A 22,778-nucleotide genomic window follows, 5' to 3' on the forward strand; every position below is an offset into this window, starting at 1 on the left:
CCCGGGGTGCTAGATTCGGCTGACATGAACGAGTTGCCCGCGGGTCCCGATGCGGTGCTGCTCGACTTCTCCGCCGACGATGACCCCACCCTCGCGGTACGGCACGCCGAGAGCGTTCTCCGGCAAGCACATTCGGCCGGAGCCCTGTCGACCCTCACCGAGATCGTGCCCAGTGCGACGACCGTCCTGGTGCAGTTCGAGGGGGGTTCCGGCGCGGATTCGCTGGGCATCGCCCGCGTACTACGGGGCGCGGGCCGCGATGAGGTGGGCTCCGGCGATCCGGTCGACGAGGTACGGATCGTGGTCCGCTATGACGGCGCCGACCTCGACGACGTGGCGCAACAGGTGGGCACGACGGTTGCCGGGGTGATCGCATTGCACACGCGCACCCGTTGGCGGGTGCAGTTCATGGGATTCGCCCCGGGTTTCGCCTATCTGGTTCCCGACGACGATGCCGACAATCCCCTCACCCGGGTGCGCCGCCGCAGCGAGCCACGCACCCGGGTCCCCTCCGGGGCCGTCGCCATCGCGGCCGGTTACAGCGCGGTGTATCCGCGGTCGAGTCCGGGCGGCTGGAACCTGCTGGGGCACACCGGTATCACCGTGTGGGACGAGAGCGCGACACCACCGTCGCTCCTCGCGCCGGGCACGCTGGTCCGGTTCGAGGCGGACGAGATCCGGCGATGAGCACACTCGAGGTCATCACCCCCGGTCCGCTGGCCACGATCCAGGATCTCGGGCGCTCGGGGTACGCCCATCTCGGGGTCCCCGTGTCCGGCGCCGCCGACCTGGTGTCACTACGTCTGTCCAATCGCCTTGTGGGAAACCATGAGTCGGCCGCGGTCATCGAGACAACGCTGGGCGGGTTGCGGATTCGGGCCGACCGGGAGACGATCATCGCGGTCACCGGCGCCGCCACACGGGTCATGATCGATGATGCTCCCATCGGCCTCGGCGTGATGGCCACCGTGAAACCCGGTGCGATACTGAGTATTTCTGCACCGACCTGGGGATGCCGGAACTATCTCGCGGTGCGGGGCGGAATCGATGTACCGGCGGTCCTCGGGTCCCGGTCGACCGACACGTTGTCCGGACTGGGCCCACCCGCCATCGCCGCCGGTGACACCCTGCCCGTCGGGAACGCCGCGTCGGCGTGGCCGGCGGCCACCTTCGCGCCGGTCCGCACCGACCATCATCACCAGGTGGTGGAACTCGATGCGGTCACCGGGCCACGGCATGCGCATGTGGTGAGCCACGAGATCCTCTTCACCGGGGTGTGGGAGGCGAGCGCCGAGGCCGACCGCGTCGGGGTGCGATTGGTTCGGCCGGAGTCCAGTGCCGCACCACTTCTGGAGCATCGAACCGAACTGCCGGAACTGCTGTCGGAAGGCGTTGCGCACGGCTCGATCCAGATCCCGCCCGGAGGGCGGCCGGTGATCTTTCTCGCCGACCATCCCGTCACCGGCGGCTATCCGGTCGTCGCCGTGCTGACGGCGGCGGCGCTGTCGCAGGCAGCCCAGCTTGTGGCCGGAGACCTCCTTCGTTTCCGGGCGCGCTGATACCGCGGGCGTCAACGCTGACACCGTCAACGCCGACACCTCAGAAGGGTGGTGGCGCGCCGTCATCGGGCACGACGGGGTATCGCTTCTTGCGTCGTCGTGGGCGTGGCGGGTTCAACGGGTCGACGCCGTCGGCGATGCGGGCGCGGTTGCGTTCCCGTTCGCGGCGTCGCCGTTCATATTTGGCGGCGAGCCGATCCCGCTTACTGGTCGAGATGACGCCCGGTTCCCGTGGTGTCGGTGGTGCGGCGGGTGGGTCGGCGAACCGGTAGCGCCGTAGCCCGCCGAAGAAATCTTCGAGGGTTTCCGCCGGTCCCGGAATGTTCAGCCCTTCCGGGGTGGTGAAAATCGTGACCAGTCGGCCGTTCTCATCCCGGTACTGATCATCGAGCCAGCGAGAGTGCGTTTTCTGCAGGTGATGTCCACGGCACTTCGCGTTCAGCCCGTCGGGAGTGGTCTGCCCACCGAGGTCGGGATGCTCGTGGTCGTACTCGTGCACGTGATCGCAATCCCCGTCGAACGCACTACCTCGGCACGCTGGGATCACGCACTCACCGTGACGCATCCGGATGAACTCATCCAACGCCGTCGACAACCGGTACGGATCCGACGGCAACGCCGACGGGAGTTCGACGTCCTCGGGACTCACACCCCTGGGCACCAGCCGTCGGATCGTGGTGGGGTATCGGCTGATCAGGTCGAGGATCTGTTCGGGGATGACCGCGCCCTGCCCGACGAGGTAGCCGAGGTTGCCGTCGATCGGCGTCTCGGCGGCCGATTCGGTGTCGGCAGAGGATGATTCGCTGCCGGTTGGCGCGGTGTCGGATTGGTCGGTGTCGGTCGCCGCATCAGGACACCGGTCATCGGCAGCAGCGCTCTCCTTGGGCATCGACATCCGCGCCACACCCGCGCGGGTATCCGCGGGCGGCTCCCGCTCAGTGTCGGGTCCGCGTGCGAGTTCCGTTTCGGCAGTTCCATTCTCCGCGTCAGAGCCGCTCTCCTCGAGCAAGGACATCTGCGCCACACCCGCATCGGTGGCGGCATCCGCAGTCGACTCGGGCTCAAGAGCCGGTTCTGGCTTCGGTTCCGGCCGCCGGACCTGCACCACCGATTCGGCTGCACCACCTCCGGATTCGCGGTCGGCGGCAGAACTCCGCTGTTCCTGCGCCTGCTGCTCCCGCTGCTCCTGTTCCTGCTGTTCTTGTTGTCGTTGGCGTTCCTCGATCGCCGCGGCGGTGGTCTCATCGGCAATGACGTGCAACACGATCTGCACATCCGGAATACACCCCGGCTCCGGGATCACCGACGGACAGTCCTCACGCCCGCACTCACACGCGAACTGCGTCCCCGACAACAACGAGTACATGGCATCGGCCTGACGTTGCCGCCGCGTCCGCGGATCCTTCCGGCAGGCGCAGTCGGCCAGGGCCGCGATCGTCTTCTCCGCGATCGTGATGTTCTCCGCGGACATGGTGCCGGTGATCTCCCCGGTCCCATCCCCCTCGAAATGAGTGAACACACCCCGCTTGTCCAGGTTCCGCTTCCGCGGTTCCCGCACCGCGTCCGGTGCGTGCTGGAAGACGATCTTGTCGACCATGTCCCGCAAACTCGTCGCCGGCCACTGCCCCTGCCTGCTGAACAACCGCTCCGCGATCGCCGCATCCACCAGGGCGGTGTTCGGATGCAAGGCCGGTCCCGGATCGAGCAGGTTGGTGCGGTCGATCAAGGTGCGGAACTGACTGTGACTGATCCGCCCCTCACGTAATGCCCGCCCGGTCTTCGGCAGGCGGGTGGCCATCACGATCGCCTCATCCAGCATCCGCCGGGTGGTCACCATCGCGAGATTCCGAGTCCGGGACATGTGTTCGGCCGCGATCTGCGCGTACTCCGCCGACTCATCCAACGGCCGGTCGGTCAGACACCTCACCACATAGGCGGTGAAGTACGAGTCCAGCCACGCCATATAGGAGCGGCACCGGTCCAGTTCGGTCATCGCGACCAGCACCTCGTTGATCGAATGCTGATCCAGCCGATCCGGATCCACCCCGAACAGAAACTCCGGCGGCAACCCCGGCCACGGCGACGGGCCCTGCTTCAGCAACGCATCACGCACATCCCCACGAATCCGCGCGCTCCACGGAATGGTGCTCACTCCTCGCCCCCTCGAACAAGATGACCGTCGAAGCTCTCTTCGATCTGACCATCATTGTAGAGACGGCCACCGACAAAAACTTCTGACGAGGACGCCCACCCCGGAATCTGTGGACACCCGTGGGCGGTGCGCGCCCACATTGACACCCCAATGAGACGCTTCTAAACTTTCGTCTCATGACTCAGGTTTCGCCCGCCCCCGCCACCGACGCGAGTGACACCACCGCCTCGGAGGTCGCCGACGCCACCGCCTCCGACGCCGCGCGCGACGAGTACGCCCCGCTGGGACCGGGATCCAAGACGTGGGAGACCTGGGGAACCTGGACCGGCATGTTCCAGGGGCTGTGGGCGGGATCGATGCAGAACATGCATCCGAAACTCGGCCAGGCCGTCTGGGATCACTCGGATTTCTTCGGTGAACGCTGGGAACGTCTGATGCGCTCGTTGTATCCGATCAGCGGTGTCATCTTCGATCCCGTCGCCACCGACGGCGTCGCGGAGACCGGCCACGAGGTCCGCGACTATCACCGCACGATCAAGGGCACCATGCCCGACGGGTCGCGCTACCACGCACTCGACCCGGACGTCTTCTACTGGGCGCATGCCACCTTCTGGTACGGCAATGTCCGTCTGTGTGAACGTTTCGGGCCGTGGCTGACCGAGGATGACAAGCGGCAACTGTTCGAGGAATCCAAGGCGTGGTACGCACAGTACGGCGTCTCGATGCGTCCGGTACCGGACACCTACGAGGACTTCCTCGAGTACTGGGACCACATGTGCCGCAATGTTCTTCGCGATCACGAGTCGGTCCGGACGGTCCTCGACATCTCCACGCTGCCCCCGCCGCCGTTCTTGTCGTTCATCCCGAAAGGGCTCTGGCACCGGCACATCGCGCCGCGGAACGCGAAGGCGTTCCTCTGGCTGACCACCGGGTTCTACGACGAGCCGATCCGCGAGATGATGAATCTGCCGTGGACCGAACGTGACGAGAAGCTGTTCCGGTTGCTGGGCAGGGCGATCAACCTCGTCATGAACCGGCTCACCCCGAAACGGTATCTGCGCCACCCGCGTCCACGCGATGCGTGGGACCGTGTCAACGGCCGCGTCCCGAAGGACGCACCACTCGTGCAGACCCCGGCGCGCAATCTTCCTTCAGAATCCGAGCGCGACAACCCGATTCACTATTGCCCGGTGCACGCCGCACGTCGGGCAACGTACCCGGGTATGGTCACCGGCGACTGACCTACTGTTGCCCGCGGCCGCGCACCATCGCCTGTCGCACTCGGGCGGCGTCACGTTGCGCATACGGATTGGATTGTCCGGCACGAGATCCGGCAAGTTTGGCGCCGATGTGCTCACCGACGGTGATCGGTGAGTATCGACTGCCGGCGCCGACACAACTCGGCAGCGTCGAGATGGTGGCGTCGATGTTGCCGTCGTGGAAGTACGCGGCCGACCGTCGCCGTTCGATGGTGCCGTCGACGATCGGCGGCTTCACCCGATGCAGCGTGGACATCCACCGCTCGTTGGTCCAGCGCGCCATGAGATCGCCGAGATTGATCAGGAGCGCGCCGTCGGCCGGTGCCACGTCGTGCCAGTTTCCGTGGTGATCAAGGACCTGCAGCCCCTTGACCTGATCGGCCCACAGCACGGTGGCGATCCCGTAGTCGGTGTGCTCCCCCATGCCGGTGAGCTCTCCGTCGATGTCCACCTCGCCGGGTGGCAGTGCGTAGTTGTTCATCCGCAGCACGTCGAGTGAGTGGTCGGTGTAGGCGTCGAAGAACTCCGGCGGCAGGTCCAGGGCATCGGCGAAGATGCGCGTCAGGGTGCGCGCGACCCGTCGCGCCTCGGCGAAGTACGCGGACACCGCCGCCTGAAAATGATCGACCGACGGCCAGGTGTTGTCGGCGTAGTGATCATCGGGCAGTGCCAGGGCGGGGTACTCGCGGGCCTCCACCCCGACGTTGAATGCCTCGAAGAAGTCGTTCATCCGTCCCGCGGACTCCACTCCGAGACTCAACGACAGTGACTCCGACTTGGGCGGGGCATAGCCACGGTTGATCTCCGGCGGTGTCCGGTAGGCCTTCTTCTCCTCGAGCGGCAGCGCGAAGAAATCGTCCATCACCGCGGTGAACTCGTCGAGCACCACCGCCGGGACCTGGTGGCCGACGATCTGCATGAAGCCCACCGAACTGGCCGCGTCGTCGATCTGCGCGGCCACCACCGCACGATCGGCCGGATCACCATTGGCCGTGTACGCCGTGATGTCGATGACGGGCACATGGAAGGAATCCACCGAGGACTCGACGGTCGCAGTCATGGCTCCCATGGTCGCACCGAACCGAGGGCCTCGCTGAGCGCCGTGAACGGTGTGTTGAGCGCTGTCAGTGAGGGTGAGAGCGCTGTCAGTGCGGTCTGAGAGCCTCAGGCGTGCTGGCCGACGCGATAGCGGACGAAGGACGGGATCGCGATCGCGGCGATCAGCGTCGCGATGATCACGCCGACGCCGCCGAGCGCGGTCGTCAATGCCACACCCGCGGTGGCCGCGGCCGCACCGTGCAGCACGTCGGCGATCCGGGGGCCGCCGGCGACGACGACGATGAAGACACCCTGCAGCCGGCCGCGGACCTCGTCGTTGGCGGCGGCGAGCAGGATCGATTGACGGAAGGCGGCCGAGGCCATGTCGGCGGCGCCGCCGACCATCAGCAGCACCAGCACGATCGGCAGCATCGGCAGCGCCGCACCGCCCGCGAAGCCGACCGCCACGCCGGCCGCTGCGATCGCCGCACCCCAGATGAGGATGCAGACGATCACTGCCAGGCCTTGCCGCTGCACCCGACTCACCCACCCGGAGAAGACACCGCCGACCACGGCGCCCGCGGAGATCGCGATGAACAGCAACGCGAACGCCCATCCGCCGCCGGACGGTCCGCCGAAGTTCTCGTGGGCCATCTGCGGGAACAGTGCGCGTGGCATGCCGAAGATCATCGCGATCAGGTCGACGAGGAACGAGGCCATCAGCACGCGGTGTCCGGCCAGGTAGCGCAGGCCCTCGAGGACCGACCGCAGACCGGCGACCTTGGGCGCCTGGTCGCTCTCCGGCGGCAGTTTCGGCAGCCGGATCACCGCCCACAGCGTCGGGATCAGGAAGAGGGTGTCGAGCAGATAGAGGACCGGGTATCCGAGCACCGGGATCAGCGCCCCGCCGACGAGCGGTCCGGCGATGGCACCGGCCTGCATCACCGTCATGTTCAGCGAGAGTGCCGCGGGCAGTTGCCCGCTGGGCAGCAGACGCGGCAGCACCGCGGTGCGCGTCGGCTGATTGACAGCGAAGAACCCCTGCTGAACTGCGAAGAGCACCAGGATGATCCACACGTTCTCGACGCCGAGGGCGGCCTGCAGCCAGAACAGCGCGGAGCACGCGATGAGACCCACCGTGGTGCACACCAGGATCAGACGACGGTCCAGGACGTCGGCGAGGGCACCACCCCACAGGCCGAAGACCACCAGCGGGACGAGCCCGAACACACCGGTCAGACCGACATACCAGGAGCTGCCGGTGATCTGGTAGATCTGTGCGGGCACCGCGACGATGGTGAGTTGGGCACCGATGACGGTGACGATGTTGGCCAGCCACAGCCGCCGGAAATACGGGTTCTGCAGCGAGGTGGTGTCGGCGAGAAGGCTACGCACCGAGGTATTTTAGCCGGGCTCACGATCGGGTTCGGTCGCCGACGGCCGGTCGTCCGATATGACGGAATCGGCGATCTCGACGCGCAACCCGGTCACGGCTGGAGCCGCGACGCCTCCCAGACCCCGTCGATCAGATCCAGCCGAACCCTGTTGTGCAGCCGGTTCGCGCGGCCCTGCCAGAACTCCACGCTGACCGGCTCGACGCGGTACCCGCCCCACGCGGGCGGCACCGGCACCGCCACATTCCCGTCGGCACCGCCGAACTCCGCGGCCACCTGCGCGGCGTGCGCCTCCAACTCATGCCGGCTGCCGATCGGCCGGGACTGCGCCGAGGCCAGCCCCGACAGTTGCGAGCCCCGCGGCCGCATCCGCCAGTAGGCCTCGGTCTCCTGTTGCGACACCTTGACCACCGGACCACGGAAATGCACCTGACGTTCCAGTGCGATCCACGGAAAGGTCACCGACGCAAAGGGATTGGCCTCCAGGTCGCGACCCTTGTCGGAGTCGTAACCGGTGAAGAAGACCACGCCTGCCGCGTCGGCCCCCTTGCACAGCACTGTCCGGGTGGCGGGCCGACCCTCGGCGTCGACGGTGCCCACGACCATCGCATTCGGCTCCGGAATCCGGGCGTCGACGGCCTCGGTGAGCCAGACGTGGAACAGATCCAGCCAGGGCGGGTCGCCGCGCAGCCAACTCGGATCGAGATTCTCCCGGACGCCGTCGGCACCGGCGGCACGATCGCCGTCGCCGACATTGGGCGGGATTCCGCCGCCGTAGCCCACACGCATGTTGGGTAGGTCGATCGGCGCCCGACCGGCCCCGATACCCCCCGTCGGAACACTCGCCGTCGGAAAACCTTCCGCCGGAAAACCCTCAGCCGAAAAACCGTCAGCGTCGCTCACGCGGAGAACGCTACTCCAGGATCACGGCGACGATGCGCCGAGTTCCTCCGTCTGTGACCACCGCCGGGTCCAGCGGACGCCCGGGACGAGTTCGTCACCGGGCATGAGCGGCGGTCGGTGACCCCCGCCGCTCCCCGGTATGCCGCGGCCGATGGGCTGTCCTACAGTGCTGAATGACCGACGGCTTGAATGACCGACGGCTTGAATGACCGATGGCCTGAATGACCGATGGCCTGAATGACCGATGCCCCAGCCCGGCATCGCACGATTCGGCACAGCGACAGTGCCAGAAAGGTGCGCGCAGCATGGCCAACACCGTTCCGGATGACTTCGTCCCCGGCCTCGAGGGCGTGGTGGCCTTCACCACCGAGATCGCCGAACCCGACAAGAACGGCGGCAACCTGCGCTACCGCGGCGTCGACATCGAGGACCTGGTGGAGAACAAGGTCACCTTCGCCGACGTGTGGGCATTGCTCGTCGACGGACAATTCGGCGACGGACTGCCGCCCGCCGAACCGTTCCCGTTGCCGATCCACACCGGCGACGTCCGGGTGGACGTGCAGGCGGCCCTGGCGATGCTCGCCCCGATCTGGGGTTACCGCCCACTGCTCGACATCGACGACGCCACCGCCCGCGCGAATCTCGCCCGCGCCTCGGTGATGGCGCTGTCCTATGTGGCGCAGTCGGCCCGGGGTATCCACCAGCCCGCGGTGTCCCAACGTGTCATAGACGAATGTGACACCGTGACAGCACGTTTCATGACGCGATGGAAGGGCGATCCGGATCCCAAACACATCGCGGCCATCGACGCCTATTGGGTCGGTGCGGCCGAGCACGGCCTGAATGCGTCGACGTTCACCGCCCGCGTCATCGCGTCCACCGGTGCGGATGTCGCGGCGGCCCTGTCCGGTGCCATCGGCGCGATGTCGGGTCCGTTGCACGGCGGCGCTCCGGCGCGCGTCCTCCCGATGATCGAGGAGGTGGAGCGGACCGGGGATGCGCGGGCATTGGTGAAGGGCATCCTCGATCGCAAGGAGAAGTTGATGGGATTCGGCCATCGGGTGTATCGGGCCGAGGACCCGCGGGCCCGTGTATTACGCCGCACCGCAGCCGATCTCGGAGTTCCACGATATGAGGTCGCCGCGGCCCTCGAGCAGGCCGCGCTCACCGAGTTGCGGGAACGGCGACCGGACCGGGCGATCGAGACCAACGTCGAATTCTGGGCGGCGGTCATCCTCGACTACGCCGAGGTGCCCACCCACATGATGCCCGCCATGTTCACCTGCGGCCGCACCGCCGGATGGTGTGCCCACATCCTGGAACAGAAGCGACTCGGCAAGCTGGTGCGCCCGGCCGCGCTCTACACCGGTGCAGCGCCTCGACGGCCCGAGGACGTGGCAGGGTGGGGCGACCTGGTCAAGCCGGGATTGTGACCGCCGCACGACGCGATTCGTGCCGAACGCTCAGCCACGCTCGAAGGGGTTCCGCGGCTCGTCGTGGGCGTCGAGTACCGGGCGGCCCGGGCGATCGATCCGCCGCGTCGACGGGTTGTCGGCGGACGCGTCCCCGGCATTCTGCGCCGCATGGAAAGCGCTTGGCGTCAAACCGAATTCGGCTCGGAACCGGTTGCGGAGCGTCGCCGCCGAGGTGAAGCCGCAGCGGACCACGACGTCGTCGATACTGATCGGCCCGGGACCCGACAGGAGCCGCCGCGCCTCCTGCAGGCGTCGGGCGGCGATCAACGCGGCGGGCGTCGCCTCGGCGCCGTCGAAATGGCGGTACAGCTGTCGGCGACTCATGTAGAGGTCGGCAGCGATCACATCCGAGGTGAACTCCGGGTCGGCGAAGTGCCGTTCGACGAGCTGACACGTCGCCTCCCGGACCAGGATGGCATCATCGGCAAGCGTGCGGCCGGAGCCGCCACACTCATCCAGCATCGACCGGACCAGATCGATCACCGCCCACTCGGTGCGTGGGTCGACCGTCCGCGATCCGGTGGACAAGTCGATGGCGAAGCGACGGATGAACTGCGCGGTCGCACGGGTCAGCAGTTGATGCCGATCGGGTGGGACGAGCGGCTGACGGATGTGATCGAACGACGAGCCGATGGTCTGACTCGGGATGAGTAGGCCCGCCGGATCCGTGCGCGCCCGCACCTCGCAGTGGAACGGCGTCGACCCGCTGAGCGAGATCAACTGTCCCGGCATGAAGGTGGTCACCAGACCGTCGATCGTGAACTCCATGGGCCCCGTCGAGCACACCGCGAACAGCAGTCGCCGATCAGCGGAGTCGCGGATCATCGCATCGGTTCGTGAGGTCACATTTGGCGTGAACGACGCCGAGAACGTGTCGAGGGCGCTCAACCTGCGGTAGTGCATGACCGCGGCCCACTGATCGGCCGGCTCCGCGGTGACCCGGAGGTCGGGCAGGAAGGCCGCCAGTCCCTGCCGCCCGCGCAATGTGAACCCCCGCCCACCGCTGCGCAGCGCAAGCCCGTTCAGGGCCGTCTTCTCGCCCTCCCGCCCGACACCGTCGACCCCGCGGAGGGGTCCGCCCATCACGAGGTCTGATCGGCGGAGGAGTGACCCGTCTTCGCTCGCCGATACTCATCCGGGGTGACGCCGTAGGTGGTCCGAAACCTGTTGCGCAGCGTGGCCACCGAGGTGAACCCCGACGAGGCCGCAACGCTGGCCAGACCGAGCCCCTCGGTGCGTTCGAGGAGTTCACGTGCCCTGGCCAGCCGTCGTTCCACGATCAGATCCGACGGCGATTCGTCGGTGTCGGCGAAGTAGCGATACAGGTGACGACGACTCAGATGGAGGAGATTGGCCAGGGTCTCGGTGGAGAACGCGGGGTCGCGGTAATGCCGGTCGACGATCTCGCGAGCGCTCGCCAGCACCTGCTCGGTGCGGTCGACCTCGTCGCCGCCGCTGCAACTCTGATCGAGCATGGTGGAACGCACCAGGTCGACGGCGGCCATCTCGGCCTTGAGGTCGACGTCGGCGCCACGCACCGCCACATCATAGGCGAAGGTCCGCAGGAATTGGGCCGTCGCACGAGCGAGAGGCGTCGCGGAGATGATCGGCATCTGCACGGTCGGACCACGATCCGGGTACAGCAACTCCACCGGAATCCAGACGCCGACGATGTCGGCGACGTCCAGGCAGGTGTGGGCGTAGATGTCCTCGTTGTTCACCATGACCAGGCCCTGCGGGTCGTCATAGGTGTAGGTGTGACCCCCCTGCCGGACCACACCGGTGCCCGGCAGGGTCTGGGTTCCCGCCATGACATACGGCGATGGGAAGTCCCGGTTGGTCGCGGCAGTGCGTGCGGTGGTTCGCGGAGTCGTCAGGATCACGAAGACCAGGATCTGCGAGAGTGGACGCCAGTAGGCGATCTCCTCGAAGTCGTCCGGATCTCCGATCGGCGTGATCTCCAGGGCCGGAATGTAATTGGCGAGACCATCGCGTCCGGCCCGGTAGATGTGCCGGGTCGGGTTGTTCCCGAGCGGATCGAAGGCACCGATGCGCGACTGCCACGACCGGACGAAGTCGGCGGTCAATCCGGGGTGGTCATCACCGGCAGACATGGTGTCACTTCCCACTCGATGAGACGAGGCCCTGGGCCGGACCCGCACCGCGTCCGTCGCCAGAAGACCACTGCGGCAACACGATCAGGGATGCGACCAGGAAGCACACCGCGCCGATGAAGGTTCCCCAGTTGGCGAGCACGGTGTCGACGGTGGCGCCGCCCGGGGTGATGTAGGCACCGACCGCCGACACACCGAAGGCCACGCAACCGATGAAGTTGATCTGCGACGACCACCATCCGACATCGGACGGATTCCAGAAGGTGTTGACCCGGGTGTAGGCCACGATGGCGAACACTCCGCTGATGAGGAAGGCCACCGACCCGCCGGCGTCCGGGGACCACACGAGGTGCTTCTGGGAGGCGAGGGTGTGTGCGGTGAGCGCGGCGGAGGTACTCACGTTGAACATCAGGGTTCCGAAGAATTGGGTGGATGCGGCCAACCACTCGGCCCGGACCATGGTGCCCGGCGCGTAGGAGACCGGAACCGTCACCGCACCGCTGAGCAACAACTGGATGAGACCGGCGGTGGTGAAGAACCATGCGCCGATGAAGAAGCAGATGTTCGCGTTGGCCGCGCCCATCCACAGACCGATCCACGGCGCCGATCCGAGCGCGAACAGGCTGGACCCGATCATGAATCCCCAACACTGCTTGGTCAGTGTCGGCACCAGGACGGCTCGCCGCCAGCGGGCAATCTCCGTCGTCGTGGTCATGTCGCCCCGCACTCCTTCGTGTTGGTGCTTGTGCCGTTTCGGTGCCGGTCCCCCGGACAAGTGTCCGGGGAACCGGCGGGAACTCCGTGGTGGAGAACTCCGTGGTGGAGAGCTCCGTGATGGAGAACTCCGGGGTACCGAACTCAGTGGTGGAAGTGCGACCCGGTGCCCTCGCGCGGCATCGGCGACTCGAGCTTGTCGAGGAAGGCGACCTCACCCTCCAGGTCGCGCAGCAACGCGACGGCCAGATCGTGGCTGAGGCCTGCACGCACGACGATGCGCTGCAGGGTCCAGTCGGCCAGACCGTCGGCCATCGGATACGCCGGCACCAGCCAGCCCTTGAGCCGCAAGCGATCCGACAGGTCGTACAGATTCCACTTGTCGGTGTAGCCGTCCTTCAGCTTCCAGGCGAACACTGGGATCGTGTCGCCGTGGCTGACCAGTTCGAACGGCCCGAGCTTGGCGATCTCCGACGACAGGAACGTCGCCACGTCGATCGACCCCTGCTGGATCGCCCGGTATCCGTCACGTCCCAACCGCAGGAAGTTGTAGTACTGCAACAGCACCTGCGCACCGGGGCGCGAGAAGTTCAACGCCAGGGTCGGCATGTTGCCACCCAGGTAGCTGCAGTGGAACACCATGCTCTCCGGCAGCGCGTCGGTGTTGCGCCACACGATCCATCCCAGGCCGGGATAGACGAGGCCGTACTTGTGTCCGGAGGTGTTGATCGACACGACCCGATCGACCCGGAAATCCCATTCCAGGTCGGGCTGGCAGAACGGTGCCACCATCGCGCCCGACGCCCCGTCGACGTGGATCTTGACGTCGAGTCCGGTCTTCTCCTGGATCTCGTCGAGCTTCTCGGCGATCTGCTTCACCGGCTCGTACAGGCCGTTGAAGGTGACACCGAGGATGGCGACAACACCAATGGTGTTCTCGTCCACATACTTCTCGAGTTCGTGTCCGTCGAACACGAAATGATCCTCCGACACCGGTACCCAGCGGGGTTCGACCTCGAAGTAGTTGAGGAACTTCTCCCAGCACACCTGGACGGCGGTGGAGAGCACCAGGTTCGGCTTGTCGATCGGCTTGCCCTCGGCCTTGCGGCGCGCCTGCCAATGCCGCTTGAGCGCAAGCCCACCCAGCATTGCCGCCTCCGACGACCCGATCGTCGACGTGCCGATGGAGTTGTCCACATCCGGCACATGCCAGAGGTCGGCGATGATCTTCCAGCACCGATCCTCGATGGCGGCGGTCTGGGGGTACTCGTCCTTGTCGATCATGTTCTTGTCGTAGGTTTCCGAGTACAGCTGACGCGCCTCGGGGTCCATCCACGTCGACACGAACGTCGCCAGATTCAGCCGCGCGTTGCCGTCGAGCATCGCCTCGTCATGAACGATCTGATACGCCGTCTCCGGCAGACTCATTCCGTCCGGAATGGTGAACTTCGGGTATTCCGTCGACTCACCCGGACGAACGAACACCGGATTCAGGGTCAGGGATTCGGTCTCGTTGGTGGTGGTCCGCGCATTGGTGTGCTGTGCGGTCATTGCTCTTTCCTTCCAGAGATGGGATCAGACGTGTCGAGCGGGTCGATGATCGGATGTCGGACAATGATCGGTCGTGTCGTCGCGAACCTCCTACACCTCGACCGGCGGATAGAGGCGATCCATGTTGTATTGCCTGTTTCTTCGCGCGGCCAGCGTGGAGATCGCGAGGAAGACGACGGTCATCGAGATCACGACGAGCAGCGCCCACCAGAATCTGTCATCGACCCCACCCACCGTCAGCTGTCTCAAACCGGTCACGGTGTAGGTCATCGGATCCACCCAGTGGATGTATTGGAACGGTTTGGTGGTGGTGGGCACCGGATAGATTCCACCCGCCGAGGTCAACATGATCATCAGGAAAGCAAGCGTCACCACACGTCCCACCGCGACGTCGAAGACGGCGTTGAACATCTGGATCATCGCCTGGAACATCGCGACCATCAGCAACATGAACCCGAACGTCGCTATCGGGTGGGTCGGCCGCAGACCGATGGCGAACACGACGACCAGGTAAAGGATGCTCGCCTGCAGGAATCCGACGAAGAAGGCCGGCGCGTAGGAGGCCAGCACCACTCGGAACGAGTTGAGTCCCTGGGCGATCGGGCGCGGTTGCAGTGGCTTGAACAGCATCCACACGATGATCGATCCGACGAACAGGGCCAGGCCGAAGAAGAACGGCGTGAACCCGGTGCCGAAGGTCTTGGCCTCGTTGAGGGTGACCTCCTTGAGCGCCACCGGTTGTCCCAGGGTCTTCGCCAGAGCATCCTTCTGCTCCTGCGACCAGGACGGCACCGCCTTGACCCCCTCGTCGACACCGGTCGCGAGTTGTTGTGTACCGGCGGCCAATTGCGTGGTGCCGTCGGCGAGTTGGTTGGCACCGTCGCTCAGCTCCACCAGTCCGGTGCTGAGTTGGTTTGCACCGGAACTGAGTTCCCCGGCAGCGGCCTGAGCCGCCTGCACGTCACTGCGCAACTGACCGCTCTGGAACAGATCGAGTGCGGTACGCAGCGTGCTCTGCGGGTTGGACAACTGCGCGTTGAGCGTGTTGGCGTCGGTCCGCACCTGCGACAGTTGTGTCGTCGCGTCGGGTCCGAGCCCCTGGGTACTGACGAAGCTCTGCACGGGTGCCAGCGCATTCGCCAGGGCCGCCGCGTTGGGGTCGCCGCTCTGGCGCAACTGGTTGATCACCGAGGTGAGCGCGGTCGAGGCCTGCGACTGGGTCGAGGCCGCACTGTTGAGGGCATCGGTTGCCGCAGAGGTGTTGGATGCCAGCCGGTTGGTGAGCGCACCCAGTTCGGCGGGACTGAGCCCACCCTGTCCGTTGAGGGCATTGAGCAACGGGGTGGTCGCCGAATCGACGGCCGTGTTGAGTTCGTCGAGGCCGCCGGCGAGTTCGGCGGCACCGTTCTTCGCCGTCACCAGATTGGTCGCGAGCTCATGGGCGCCGGTGTTGGCCTGCTTCATACCGATGTTGAGTTGGTTGACGCCGCTCTGCACCTGGTGGAGTTTGGGCAGCAATTTGGTGACGTCGTTGAGGACGATGTCGAAGGTCTGCTGCCCCACCTGCGCGCCGACCTGTTCGACGACCTGCAGTGCGGCGTCCTGACCCATCACCGTCGCCAGATAGTTGGTCGCATCGTTGTAGGTGAAGATCAGCTGCGCGGAATGCGCATCCCCACTCGTCGGCGATGCGAGCGACGAGCTGAAGTTCTCCGGCAGTGTGATCGAGAAGTAGTACTTGCCGTCGGCGACGCCCTGGGCGGCCTCCTCCTCGGAGACGACGTGCAGATCGAGCTGTTTGGAGTCGATCAGCCCCGAGACCACCTGATCGCCCGCCTTGAGCGGTTGCCCCTCGACGGTGGCACCCTGATCGGAGTTGACCAGTGCGACCGGCAACTTGTTCACCGCGTCAAAGGGATTCCAGAACGCCCACAGGTACAGCGCGCCGTACATCAGGGGCATGAGGATGATGACGAGGAGGGCGAGTCGGGGCATACGGCCCCGGTAGTACCGTTTGAAATCGCTGCCCGGCGAAAATGCGGCAAGCATGGTCAGATCCGTTCTGCGGGGTCGATACGGACGAATTCGTCGTCGGTGAGGTTGTCGACGGTGATCACGTCACGCAGTGGTAGGTCGGCGAATCCGCCGTTGACGTCGGCGGTGATCACGGTCTGGTCGCGACCCACTTCGACGAGTCGCTGCAATAATTTGTGGGCACTGTCGACGCGGGTCAGTCGATCGACCCCGCCCACCACCAACAGCGGTGGCCGCCGGATGTTGGCCACCGCGATCCGGAACAGTGCAGCGGTCAGCTCCGGAAGTTCCTCCACGTAGGCGTCCATCGACGGCAGTGAGTAGTCCCCGAAGATCGGGCGGCAGATCCGCTCGAGATCATCCTGCCGGGATTGCGGCACCCACTTGTACCACGGTGCGGCCCACCGGATCTGCTCGGTCACCACATCGTGGACGCGAATCGTCTGCTCGATCTCGTCGACCTCGTCGATGTCGGCGACGGCCGCCTGCGAGAACAGATGGTGCGCCTTGTTGGTACGACCGAACGCGGTGAGGCGCCCCGACGTCGGCTTCATCCGTCCGGCCAGGGTGAGCAACAACGCGGTCCGGCCACGACCACCGGAACCGACCAGCAGGGTGACACCTCCCGGTCGGACGGTGACGTCGACGGGGCCGTAGATGTGGCCCCACGAGGCCTTCACCCCGATGCCCTCGGCCACGATGATGGGTTCATCCTGACCCGCGGGTGTGGGGACGTCGGTCCCGAGTGATCGGGTATCGATCGGCCCGGTGACCGCATCGTCCCCTTCGGAGATCGTCACGTCAGTGTCTCCATTTCGGCATGGCGGCCGCGCCGGGCGCTGCTCGCTGATTTTCTGAGATGTACTACTGCTGGGATGTGGCGTCGATTCAGAGCGAGTTCTTGACGGCGACAACGTCTTTCAAGATCAGCGGAATGTTCTTGTCCGCGTCGGTGAAGACGGAGAGATCACTGATCGGGCACCGTCGACGAACAGCAAACCCGTTGCGCCCATGATGAAGTCGAGATAGTTGCTCGCATCGCCCATGAGATGGACGTGGGCATCGGTCATGCCCGGATTGAGGAATCGGCCCCCTCCGTCGATCTCTACGGTGCCGTGACCGGGAGCGTCCCCGACGGGTGAGGTCGACACCGCGCCGATATGTGAACCGTCGACGATGACATCGGCATTCTCGACGAGACCATCACGAATGTCATCGAATACCTTGACGTTGCGGATAACCGTCCGAGCATCGGCCGGCATCGAATCTCCCATGGTCCAAATGATAGACGCGGTGTCACAAAATTGTCTATTTACTCGGGACCTTTGTCCCTATACCCGGACTCATCTCAAATTGAGACATGATGCGGCAATACGGGTCATCGAACTGCCACGATGACGACATTGCCCAGGACCAGTTATCCTGGGATTTCTCCCGTACTCGCACTCCTTGTGAGCACGAGAAAAGGTTCGATCGTGGTGCGGCAGGAATCATCGGGAATTCAGGATTCCCGGTCCTGTCGACCAATACATCGAACCTCTATGAGTGGATCATGACTGCACGCCCCGATTGTTCGGATGTCACAAACTCGTCGGCATCCGGTCCCGATCTTGACGATGCGGCCGGCAACAACCCGACAGCGGAGAGTGACCGGTATGCCAACACGTCCCCGAAATGGTCGGCGCGTGTCACGAGATCGCACCTCCACCTCTCCCGCCGCCGGATAGGGCATGCTGAACTCAGGACACGATGGCCGTGACCCCCCCCCCCCCCCGATTGGAAGGACCTTCACTCATGTCGAAGAACGTCAAGATCGCCCTCATCGTCCTCGGTTTGGGCCTCGTGATCGCGGTGGCGGTCTTCTTGAAGCGCGAGAAGACCATCGTCGACGCGGCAACCGACAAGATCGCCGACACCATCGACGAACTCGACCCGGCTGCCCGGGCCGCCGTGGTTGCACGGCTGGGTATCGAGGCCAAGGACAAGGCGCTCGAGGTCAAGGACAGCCTCGTCGGCTGACGCTTCACCCCACGTCGCGCCACCGGAACCGAGACCATCCACCGGCCACGATGGCTGCCGATACGAGCGCCATCACCACGATCGGCAGCCATCGCATCGGTTCCACCGGCACGAGCGGCACGTGGGTGAACGGCGAGATGTCGCACACCCACTGGGGCAGCTCGAACATTCCCGACAGCGGGCCGAGGAACAGCGCGGCGACCACGATCGGCCACCCCAGGTGCACCAGCACAGGCCGGAACGCGTACAGGGCGAGGACCAGCGCACCGATGACGAGTGCCGCGGGCAGCAGCACCGCCGCGGTCTGCGCGATGTGCACGGTGGGTGTCACCCAGCCGCCCCCGGCGATGCCGTTGCCGATCACCATGCCCGCGGCGGCGACGGCGATCACGACGACGAGCCCCAGCGCGGCGACCGCGGCGGAGGCCAGGAAGTACCGGCCTCGTGACGTCGGCGTCGCGAGGATCACCTCGGTGCGGGAGCCGGCTTCCTCGGCGCGGAGACGTTCGGCGAGATTGACCACCCAGGCACTCGCGACGACGCCCAGCACCGACAACATCGTGACCGCGAAGACGGTGCCGAGCCCGATGTCACCGGGTTGTGCCGTGAGGACCTGCTGGAAGACGTCATTTCCCTCGGCGAGCTGTTCCACCGACGGCTGCATGAACCCGACGACGAGTGCGTAGGTCGCCAGACCGGCCGCCCATGACCGCAGGAGCGGGGCGGAGAGGCGCGCGGCGAGCGCCTCCACCGTCGGAATCCGTGCGGTGCCCTCGGGCCCGGCCCGTGGCGCGATGATTCCGCCGCCGAGGTCACGGCGCATCGACACCCAGGCCGCCGATCCGGCACCGAGAACGAGCAGACCCAGCGACGCCATGAACGGCACGAGGTTGTCCGCGCCGAAGGGATCGGCCAGCTCGGCCCAGCCCACCGGCGACACCCACCGCAGCCAGGCCCAGCCTCCCGTCGCGTCGGGGACACCGCGCAGCAGGTAGCCGAGGACCACTATCGCCGATCCGACGAGATTGGCGATGTGACTCGTCGCCGCCACCTGCGCGGTGAGCATTCCCAGCCCGACCGCGGCCAGACCGGTGCCGGCGTACTGCGCGAAAACCACCAGCACCGCCACGCCACCCCCGCCGAACGGGATGAGCACCAGCGACATCGCCAGTCCCACAACAACACTGAACGCAGCGGCGACCGTCGCCGCGGCGGCAAGCGGCGCCAGCGGACCGACGACGCCGGCGCGGATGAGCTCGACGCGCCCGAGCTCCTCCTCCTTCCGGGTGCCGCGCACGACCATCAACACGGCGCACACCCCGACCGCGGCGATCATGAACAGCCCGGCGCGCCACACCACCGCCGACGCCGTCGAGTCGATGTGGATCGTGTCACCGAGCAGGAAGCGGAAGGCGGAGTTGGCGCCGGGGCCGGCGGCGAGTTCGCGGCGTTTCTCCGCCGTCGGGTACATCGATGCGATCGAGGCCGCGGTCGCGAGATCCAGGATCACGAAGATGATCACGGTGACCGGGGCGATGATGCGCTCACGCCGGACGGCGAGCCGCAGCAGCAGTCGGTAGCCGCTGAAATACCTTGCGGTGAACGAGATTCGGGGGTTGGGGAGGCGTGCGTCCGACGAGGTGGCGGTGGAAATCGGCGTCACACCTCCTCATCGTAGGCGTGGAGGAACAGTTCCTCCAGGCTCGGTGGGGCGACCGACAGCGACCGCACGTCGTGCGACGCGAGCGCCCGCGTCACCGCGGCCAGGCCGGTGTCGTCGACGGTGAAGGTGACCTCGCCGTCCCGTGATGCGAAGTCGTGCACACCGGCGACGTCCGCGAGATCCGTTGCGGCGCCGTCGATCACCGCGGTGACGCGGGAACGGCGCAGATGCCGCAGTTCGGTCAGGGTGCCCGCCTGCACGGTCGCGCCGTCGCGGATGATGGTCACCGTGTCGCACAGTTGCTCGACCTCGGCGAGGATGTGGCTCGACATCAGCACGGCCGACCCGGCGGCGGCGCATTCCCGCACGCATTCGGTGAACTGATGGGTCATCAGGGGATCGAGCCCGGAGGTCGGCTCGTCGAGGATGAGCAGCTCGGCGTCGGCGGACAAGGCGGCGATCAGCGCGACCTTCTGCCGGTTTCCCTTGGAGTAGGTGGACGCCTTCTTCGTCGGATCGAGTTCGAACCGCTCGATCAGATCCTTCTTCCGCATCCCACTGTCGACGCGGACACCACGCAACGAGAGCAGCACGTCGATGCACTCACCACCGGTCAGCTGCGGCCAGAGGTTGACGTCGCCGGGCACATACGCCAGGCGACGATGGATGGCGACCGCATCAGCGTGCGGGTCGAGGCCGAAGACGCGCACGGTTCCACCGTCGTGGCGGTACACACCCAGCAGCACCCGGATCGTGGTGGACTTCCCCGAACCATTGGGCCCGAGGAAACCTGCCACCTCACCGGCGCGGACGCGAAGATCCAGGCCGTCGAGCGCCCGGAAATGACCGAAGTACTTGGTCAGGCCTGCCACGTCGACAATGTGATCGACCGCGTCGGTCATGATGTGGTTCCTCTCGGGGGCGAGAACGGCATCGGGCGCAGAGTACGTCGGGCACCGGGACATCGGTCAGTATTACTGCGAACGGCGCCCCATGGATGAGGAGTCGACGATGAGCGTCACACTGCATTGGATACCGCTGGGCGCGGGTGGTCGGGTCGTGGCCCGATGTGGGCGTGTCTACGAATCGGTCTCCGCCCGGACCCGCCACGAGCGGCCCGCGCAACCGGTGCACGCCGCACTCACCGTCGTCACCGACGGCTCGCGGTACGTCATCGAGCAGGCGCCGGTCTGGGGAGCACCGCCGGGCGATCGTGGTGTGCGGGTCACCGGCCCCGTCGGACTACGATTCCTGGGCCGGTCTCGCTACTTCCGGTACGAGATCCGTTGCTGGCGTGACGGTCTCATCCCTGACCTGGCCGCCGAACTGGAGCGGTGCCCGATACCCTGTGACGACCACACCGCGCAACGGATCATCGACGCCACGTCGCGGGTCCCGGCATTCACCTGGGGTCGCCGGGCACCCGGCACCACCCAGATGTGGAATTCGAACTCCGTGGCCGCCTGGCTGCTCGTCACCGCAGGCATCGATCCGCCACTCCCACCCGCGGGGTGCCACGCACCCGGATGGGACGCGGGCCGCGTGATCGCGCGTTCAGACCAGGGGTGACCCGCAGTGGCCACCGCCACATCCCTAGAATTGCGCCCATGAGCGACGCCGCCACCACGATCACCATTCCCGCCGACCTGCTGCCCGCCGACGGGCGCTTCGGATGCGGCCCGTCCAAGGTGCGCCCCGAACAGTTGCAGTCCCTCGTCGACGTCGGCGCGTCGGTCTTCGGCACCAGCCACCGCCAGGCGCCGGTGAAGAACGTCGTCGGTTCGGTCCGCGACGGACTCGCCCAACTCTTCTCCCTGCCCGAGGGATATGAGGTGGTGCTGTCCAACGGCGGTACCACCGCGTTCTGGGATGCCGCCGCATTCGGCCTGATCAATCGCCGTTCACTGCATCTGACCTATGGCGAGTTCAGCTCCAAGTTCGCCACCGTCGCCAAGAAGGCACCCTTCCTGGACTCCCCCGCGGTCATCTCCACCGATCCGGGTACCGCACCCGATCCGGCCGCCCTGACCACCGACGACTTCGGTGGCGTCGACCTCATCGGCTGGGCCCACAACGAGACGTCGACCGGCGTGGCGGTCCCGGTGCTGCGGCCCGAGGGCTCCGACGACGCTCTCATCGCGATCGATGCGACCTCCGGCGCCGGCGGCCTGCCGGTGAACGCCGCCGACACCGACGTCTACTACTTCGCACCGCAGAAGTGCTTCGCCGCAGACGGCGGGATCTGGCTCGCACTGATGAGCCCGAAGGCCATCGAGCGGATCGAGCGCATCGCCCAGACCGATCGCTGGTGCCCCGAGTTCCTGTCGCTGCCCACCGCGGTGGACAACAGCCGCAAGAACCAGACCTACAACACCCCGGCACTGGCCACCCTGTTGCTGCTGGACAACCAGATCCAGTGGATGCTCGCCAACGGCGGGCTCGACTGGTGCGTCAAGCGGACCGCCGACTCCAGCTCACGCCTGTACAACTGGGCCGAAAAGTCGGAATTCGCAACACCTTTCGTCACCAATCCGGCATTGCGCAGCCAGGTGGTCGGCACCATCGACTTCAGCGATGACGTCGACGCCGCCGCGGTCGCCAAGGCCCTGCGTGCCAACGGGGTGGTCGACACCGAGCCGTACCGCAAACTCGGGCGCAACCAGCTCCGCATCGGCATGTTCCCGGCGATCGACCCCGACGACATCAGCAAACTGACCGAGAGCATCGACTACGTCGTCGAACACCTCTGAGGAGTGATCGAGCGCTGTCAGTGCGCACGTGAGCGCTGTCCGTTGTATGCCAATCTGGGTGTGAGTCACTTCCGAGGAGGAGGTTCACAACATGAGTATTAGTGCTGGTTACACGATCGCTGAGATCACAGCCTATGTCCGGGAGTATCTGGA

At 66.1% G+C, this 22,778-nt stretch carries 20 protein-coding genes; 7 read left to right on the plus strand and 13 right to left on the minus strand.

Annotation, left to right across the window (positions count from 1 at the left end; translation table 11 throughout):
* The first annotated feature begins 24 nt into the window (after positions 1-24).
* Both ABLE94_RS23800 and ABLE94_RS23805 read left to right on the plus strand, forming a co-directional pair.
* Complete coding sequence (locus ABLE94_RS23800; RefSeq protein ID WP_348803155.1) at positions 25-687, plus strand: 5-oxoprolinase subunit B family protein; 663 nt, start codon at positions 25-27, stop codon at positions 685-687.
* Entirely contained in the window at positions 684-1,559 is an 876-nt protein-coding gene (locus tag ABLE94_RS23805) for a 5-oxoprolinase subunit C family protein (protein WP_348803156.1), read from the plus strand. Before ABLE94_RS23800 ends, ABLE94_RS23805 begins: the two co-directional genes overlap by 4 nt.
* Positions 1,560-1,599: 40 nt before the next feature.
* Here the strand turns inward: ABLE94_RS23805 and ABLE94_RS23810 are convergent, their stop codons facing one another.
* Positions 1,600-3,711 carry a DUF222 domain-containing protein gene (locus tag ABLE94_RS23810; protein WP_348810070.1) on the minus strand — a complete coding sequence of 704 codons (2,112 nt, stop codon included), beginning with the start codon at positions 3,709-3,711 and terminating at the stop codon, positions 1,600-1,602.
* Between the two features lie 176 nt (positions 3,712-3,887).
* On the opposite strand from ABLE94_RS23810, the gene ABLE94_RS23815 reads away from it, so the two are divergent.
* On the plus strand, positions 3,888-4,952 hold the full coding sequence (locus tag ABLE94_RS23815) for an oxygenase MpaB family protein (RefSeq protein ID WP_348803158.1): 1,065 nt from the start codon (positions 3,888-3,890) through the stop codon (positions 4,950-4,952).
* Position 4,953: 1 nt separating this feature from the next.
* On the opposite strand, the gene ABLE94_RS23820 is transcribed toward ABLE94_RS23815, so the two are convergent.
* The 3 genes from ABLE94_RS23820 to pdxH form a co-directional block, all read right to left on the minus strand.
* On the minus strand, positions 4,954-6,039 hold the full coding sequence (locus tag ABLE94_RS23820) for an isopenicillin N synthase family dioxygenase (protein ID WP_348810071.1): 1,086 nt from the start codon (positions 6,037-6,039) through the stop codon (positions 4,954-4,956).
* A gap of 95 nt (positions 6,040-6,134) precedes the next feature.
* Positions 6,135-7,403 (minus strand): MFS transporter, encoded by a 1,269-nt coding sequence (locus ABLE94_RS23825; protein ID WP_348803160.1) that lies wholly within the window; start codon positions 7,401-7,403, stop codon positions 6,135-6,137.
* Positions 7,404-7,495: 92 nt separating this feature from the next.
* Complete coding sequence (gene pdxH / locus ABLE94_RS23830; protein WP_348803225.1) at positions 7,496-8,191, minus strand: pyridoxamine 5'-phosphate oxidase; 696 nt, start codon at positions 8,189-8,191, stop codon at positions 7,496-7,498.
* Positions 8,192-8,610: 419 nt separating this feature from the next.
* Between pdxH and ABLE94_RS23835 the strand changes: the two genes are divergently transcribed.
* Positions 8,611-9,738: a citrate synthase 2 gene (locus ABLE94_RS23835; RefSeq protein WP_348803161.1), complete on the plus strand. Its 1,128-nt coding sequence runs from the start codon at positions 8,611-8,613 to the stop codon at positions 9,736-9,738.
* A gap of 30 nt (positions 9,739-9,768) precedes the next feature.
* On the opposite strand, the gene ABLE94_RS23840 is transcribed toward ABLE94_RS23835, so the two are convergent.
* The 7 genes from ABLE94_RS23840 to ABLE94_RS23870 form a co-directional block, all read right to left on the minus strand.
* Entirely contained in the window at positions 9,769-10,863 is a 1,095-nt protein-coding gene (locus ABLE94_RS23840) for an AraC family transcriptional regulator (RefSeq protein WP_348810072.1), read from the minus strand.
* Positions 10,863-11,894 carry an AraC family transcriptional regulator gene (locus ABLE94_RS23845; RefSeq protein ID WP_348803165.1) on the minus strand — a complete coding sequence of 344 codons (1,032 nt, stop codon included), beginning with the start codon at positions 11,892-11,894 and terminating at the stop codon, positions 10,863-10,865. The genes ABLE94_RS23840 and ABLE94_RS23845 overlap by 1 nt, the downstream gene beginning before the upstream one ends.
* Positions 11,895-11,898: 4 nt before the next feature.
* Complete coding sequence (locus ABLE94_RS23850) at positions 11,899-12,609, minus strand: hypothetical protein (RefSeq protein ID WP_348810073.1); 711 nt, start codon at positions 12,607-12,609, stop codon at positions 11,899-11,901.
* A 143-nt stretch (positions 12,610-12,752) separates the two neighbouring features.
* Positions 12,753-14,159: a glutamate decarboxylase gene (gene gad, locus ABLE94_RS23855; protein ID WP_348810074.1), complete on the minus strand. Its 1,407-nt coding sequence runs from the start codon at positions 14,157-14,159 to the stop codon at positions 12,753-12,755.
* 90 nt (positions 14,160-14,249) lie between these two features.
* Complete coding sequence (locus tag ABLE94_RS23860; protein ID WP_348810075.1) at positions 14,250-16,208, minus strand: YhgE/Pip family protein; 1,959 nt, start codon at positions 16,206-16,208, stop codon at positions 14,250-14,252.
* Positions 16,209-16,210: 2 nt separating this feature from the next.
* Complete coding sequence (locus ABLE94_RS23865; RefSeq protein WP_425476267.1) at positions 16,211-16,987, minus strand: ATP-binding cassette domain-containing protein; 777 nt, start codon at positions 16,985-16,987, stop codon at positions 16,211-16,213.
* A 132-nt stretch (positions 16,988-17,119) separates the two neighbouring features.
* A complete protein-coding gene (locus ABLE94_RS23870; RefSeq protein ID WP_348810076.1) occupies positions 17,120-17,467 on the minus strand; it encodes a hypothetical protein in 348 nt (115 codons plus the stop codon).
* Positions 17,468-17,987: 520 nt separating this feature from the next.
* Between ABLE94_RS23870 and ABLE94_RS23875 the strand changes: the two genes are divergently transcribed.
* Positions 17,988-18,212, plus strand: a complete 225-nt coding sequence (locus tag ABLE94_RS23875; RefSeq protein WP_348810077.1) for a hypothetical protein — start codon at positions 17,988-17,990, stop codon at positions 18,210-18,212.
* 4 nt (positions 18,213-18,216) lie between these two features.
* On the opposite strand, the gene ABLE94_RS23880 is transcribed toward ABLE94_RS23875, so the two are convergent.
* Both ABLE94_RS23880 and ABLE94_RS23885 read right to left on the minus strand, forming a co-directional pair.
* On the minus strand, positions 18,217-19,875 hold the full coding sequence (locus ABLE94_RS23880; RefSeq protein ID WP_348810078.1) for an ABC transporter permease: 1,659 nt from the start codon (positions 19,873-19,875) through the stop codon (positions 18,217-18,219).
* A complete protein-coding gene (locus ABLE94_RS23885; protein WP_348810079.1) occupies positions 19,872-20,777 on the minus strand; it encodes an ABC transporter ATP-binding protein in 906 nt (301 codons plus the stop codon). Before ABLE94_RS23885 ends, ABLE94_RS23880 begins: the two co-directional genes overlap by 4 nt.
* A 109-nt stretch (positions 20,778-20,886) precedes the next feature.
* On the opposite strand from ABLE94_RS23885, the gene ABLE94_RS23890 reads away from it, so the two are divergent.
* Positions 20,887-21,444 (plus strand): hypothetical protein, encoded by a 558-nt coding sequence (locus ABLE94_RS23890; RefSeq protein WP_348810080.1) that lies wholly within the window; start codon positions 20,887-20,889, stop codon positions 21,442-21,444.
* A gap of 38 nt (positions 21,445-21,482) precedes the next feature.
* Positions 21,483-22,625, plus strand: coding sequence for a phosphoserine transaminase (gene serC, locus ABLE94_RS23895; RefSeq protein WP_348810081.1), 1,143 nt, complete (start codon positions 21,483-21,485; stop codon positions 22,623-22,625).
* Positions 22,626-22,778 lie beyond the last annotated feature (153 nt).

Source organism: Gordonia sp. VNK1, assembly GCF_040049135.1.
GTDB lineage: Bacteria > Actinomycetota > Actinomycetes > Mycobacteriales > Mycobacteriaceae > Gordonia > Gordonia oleivorans.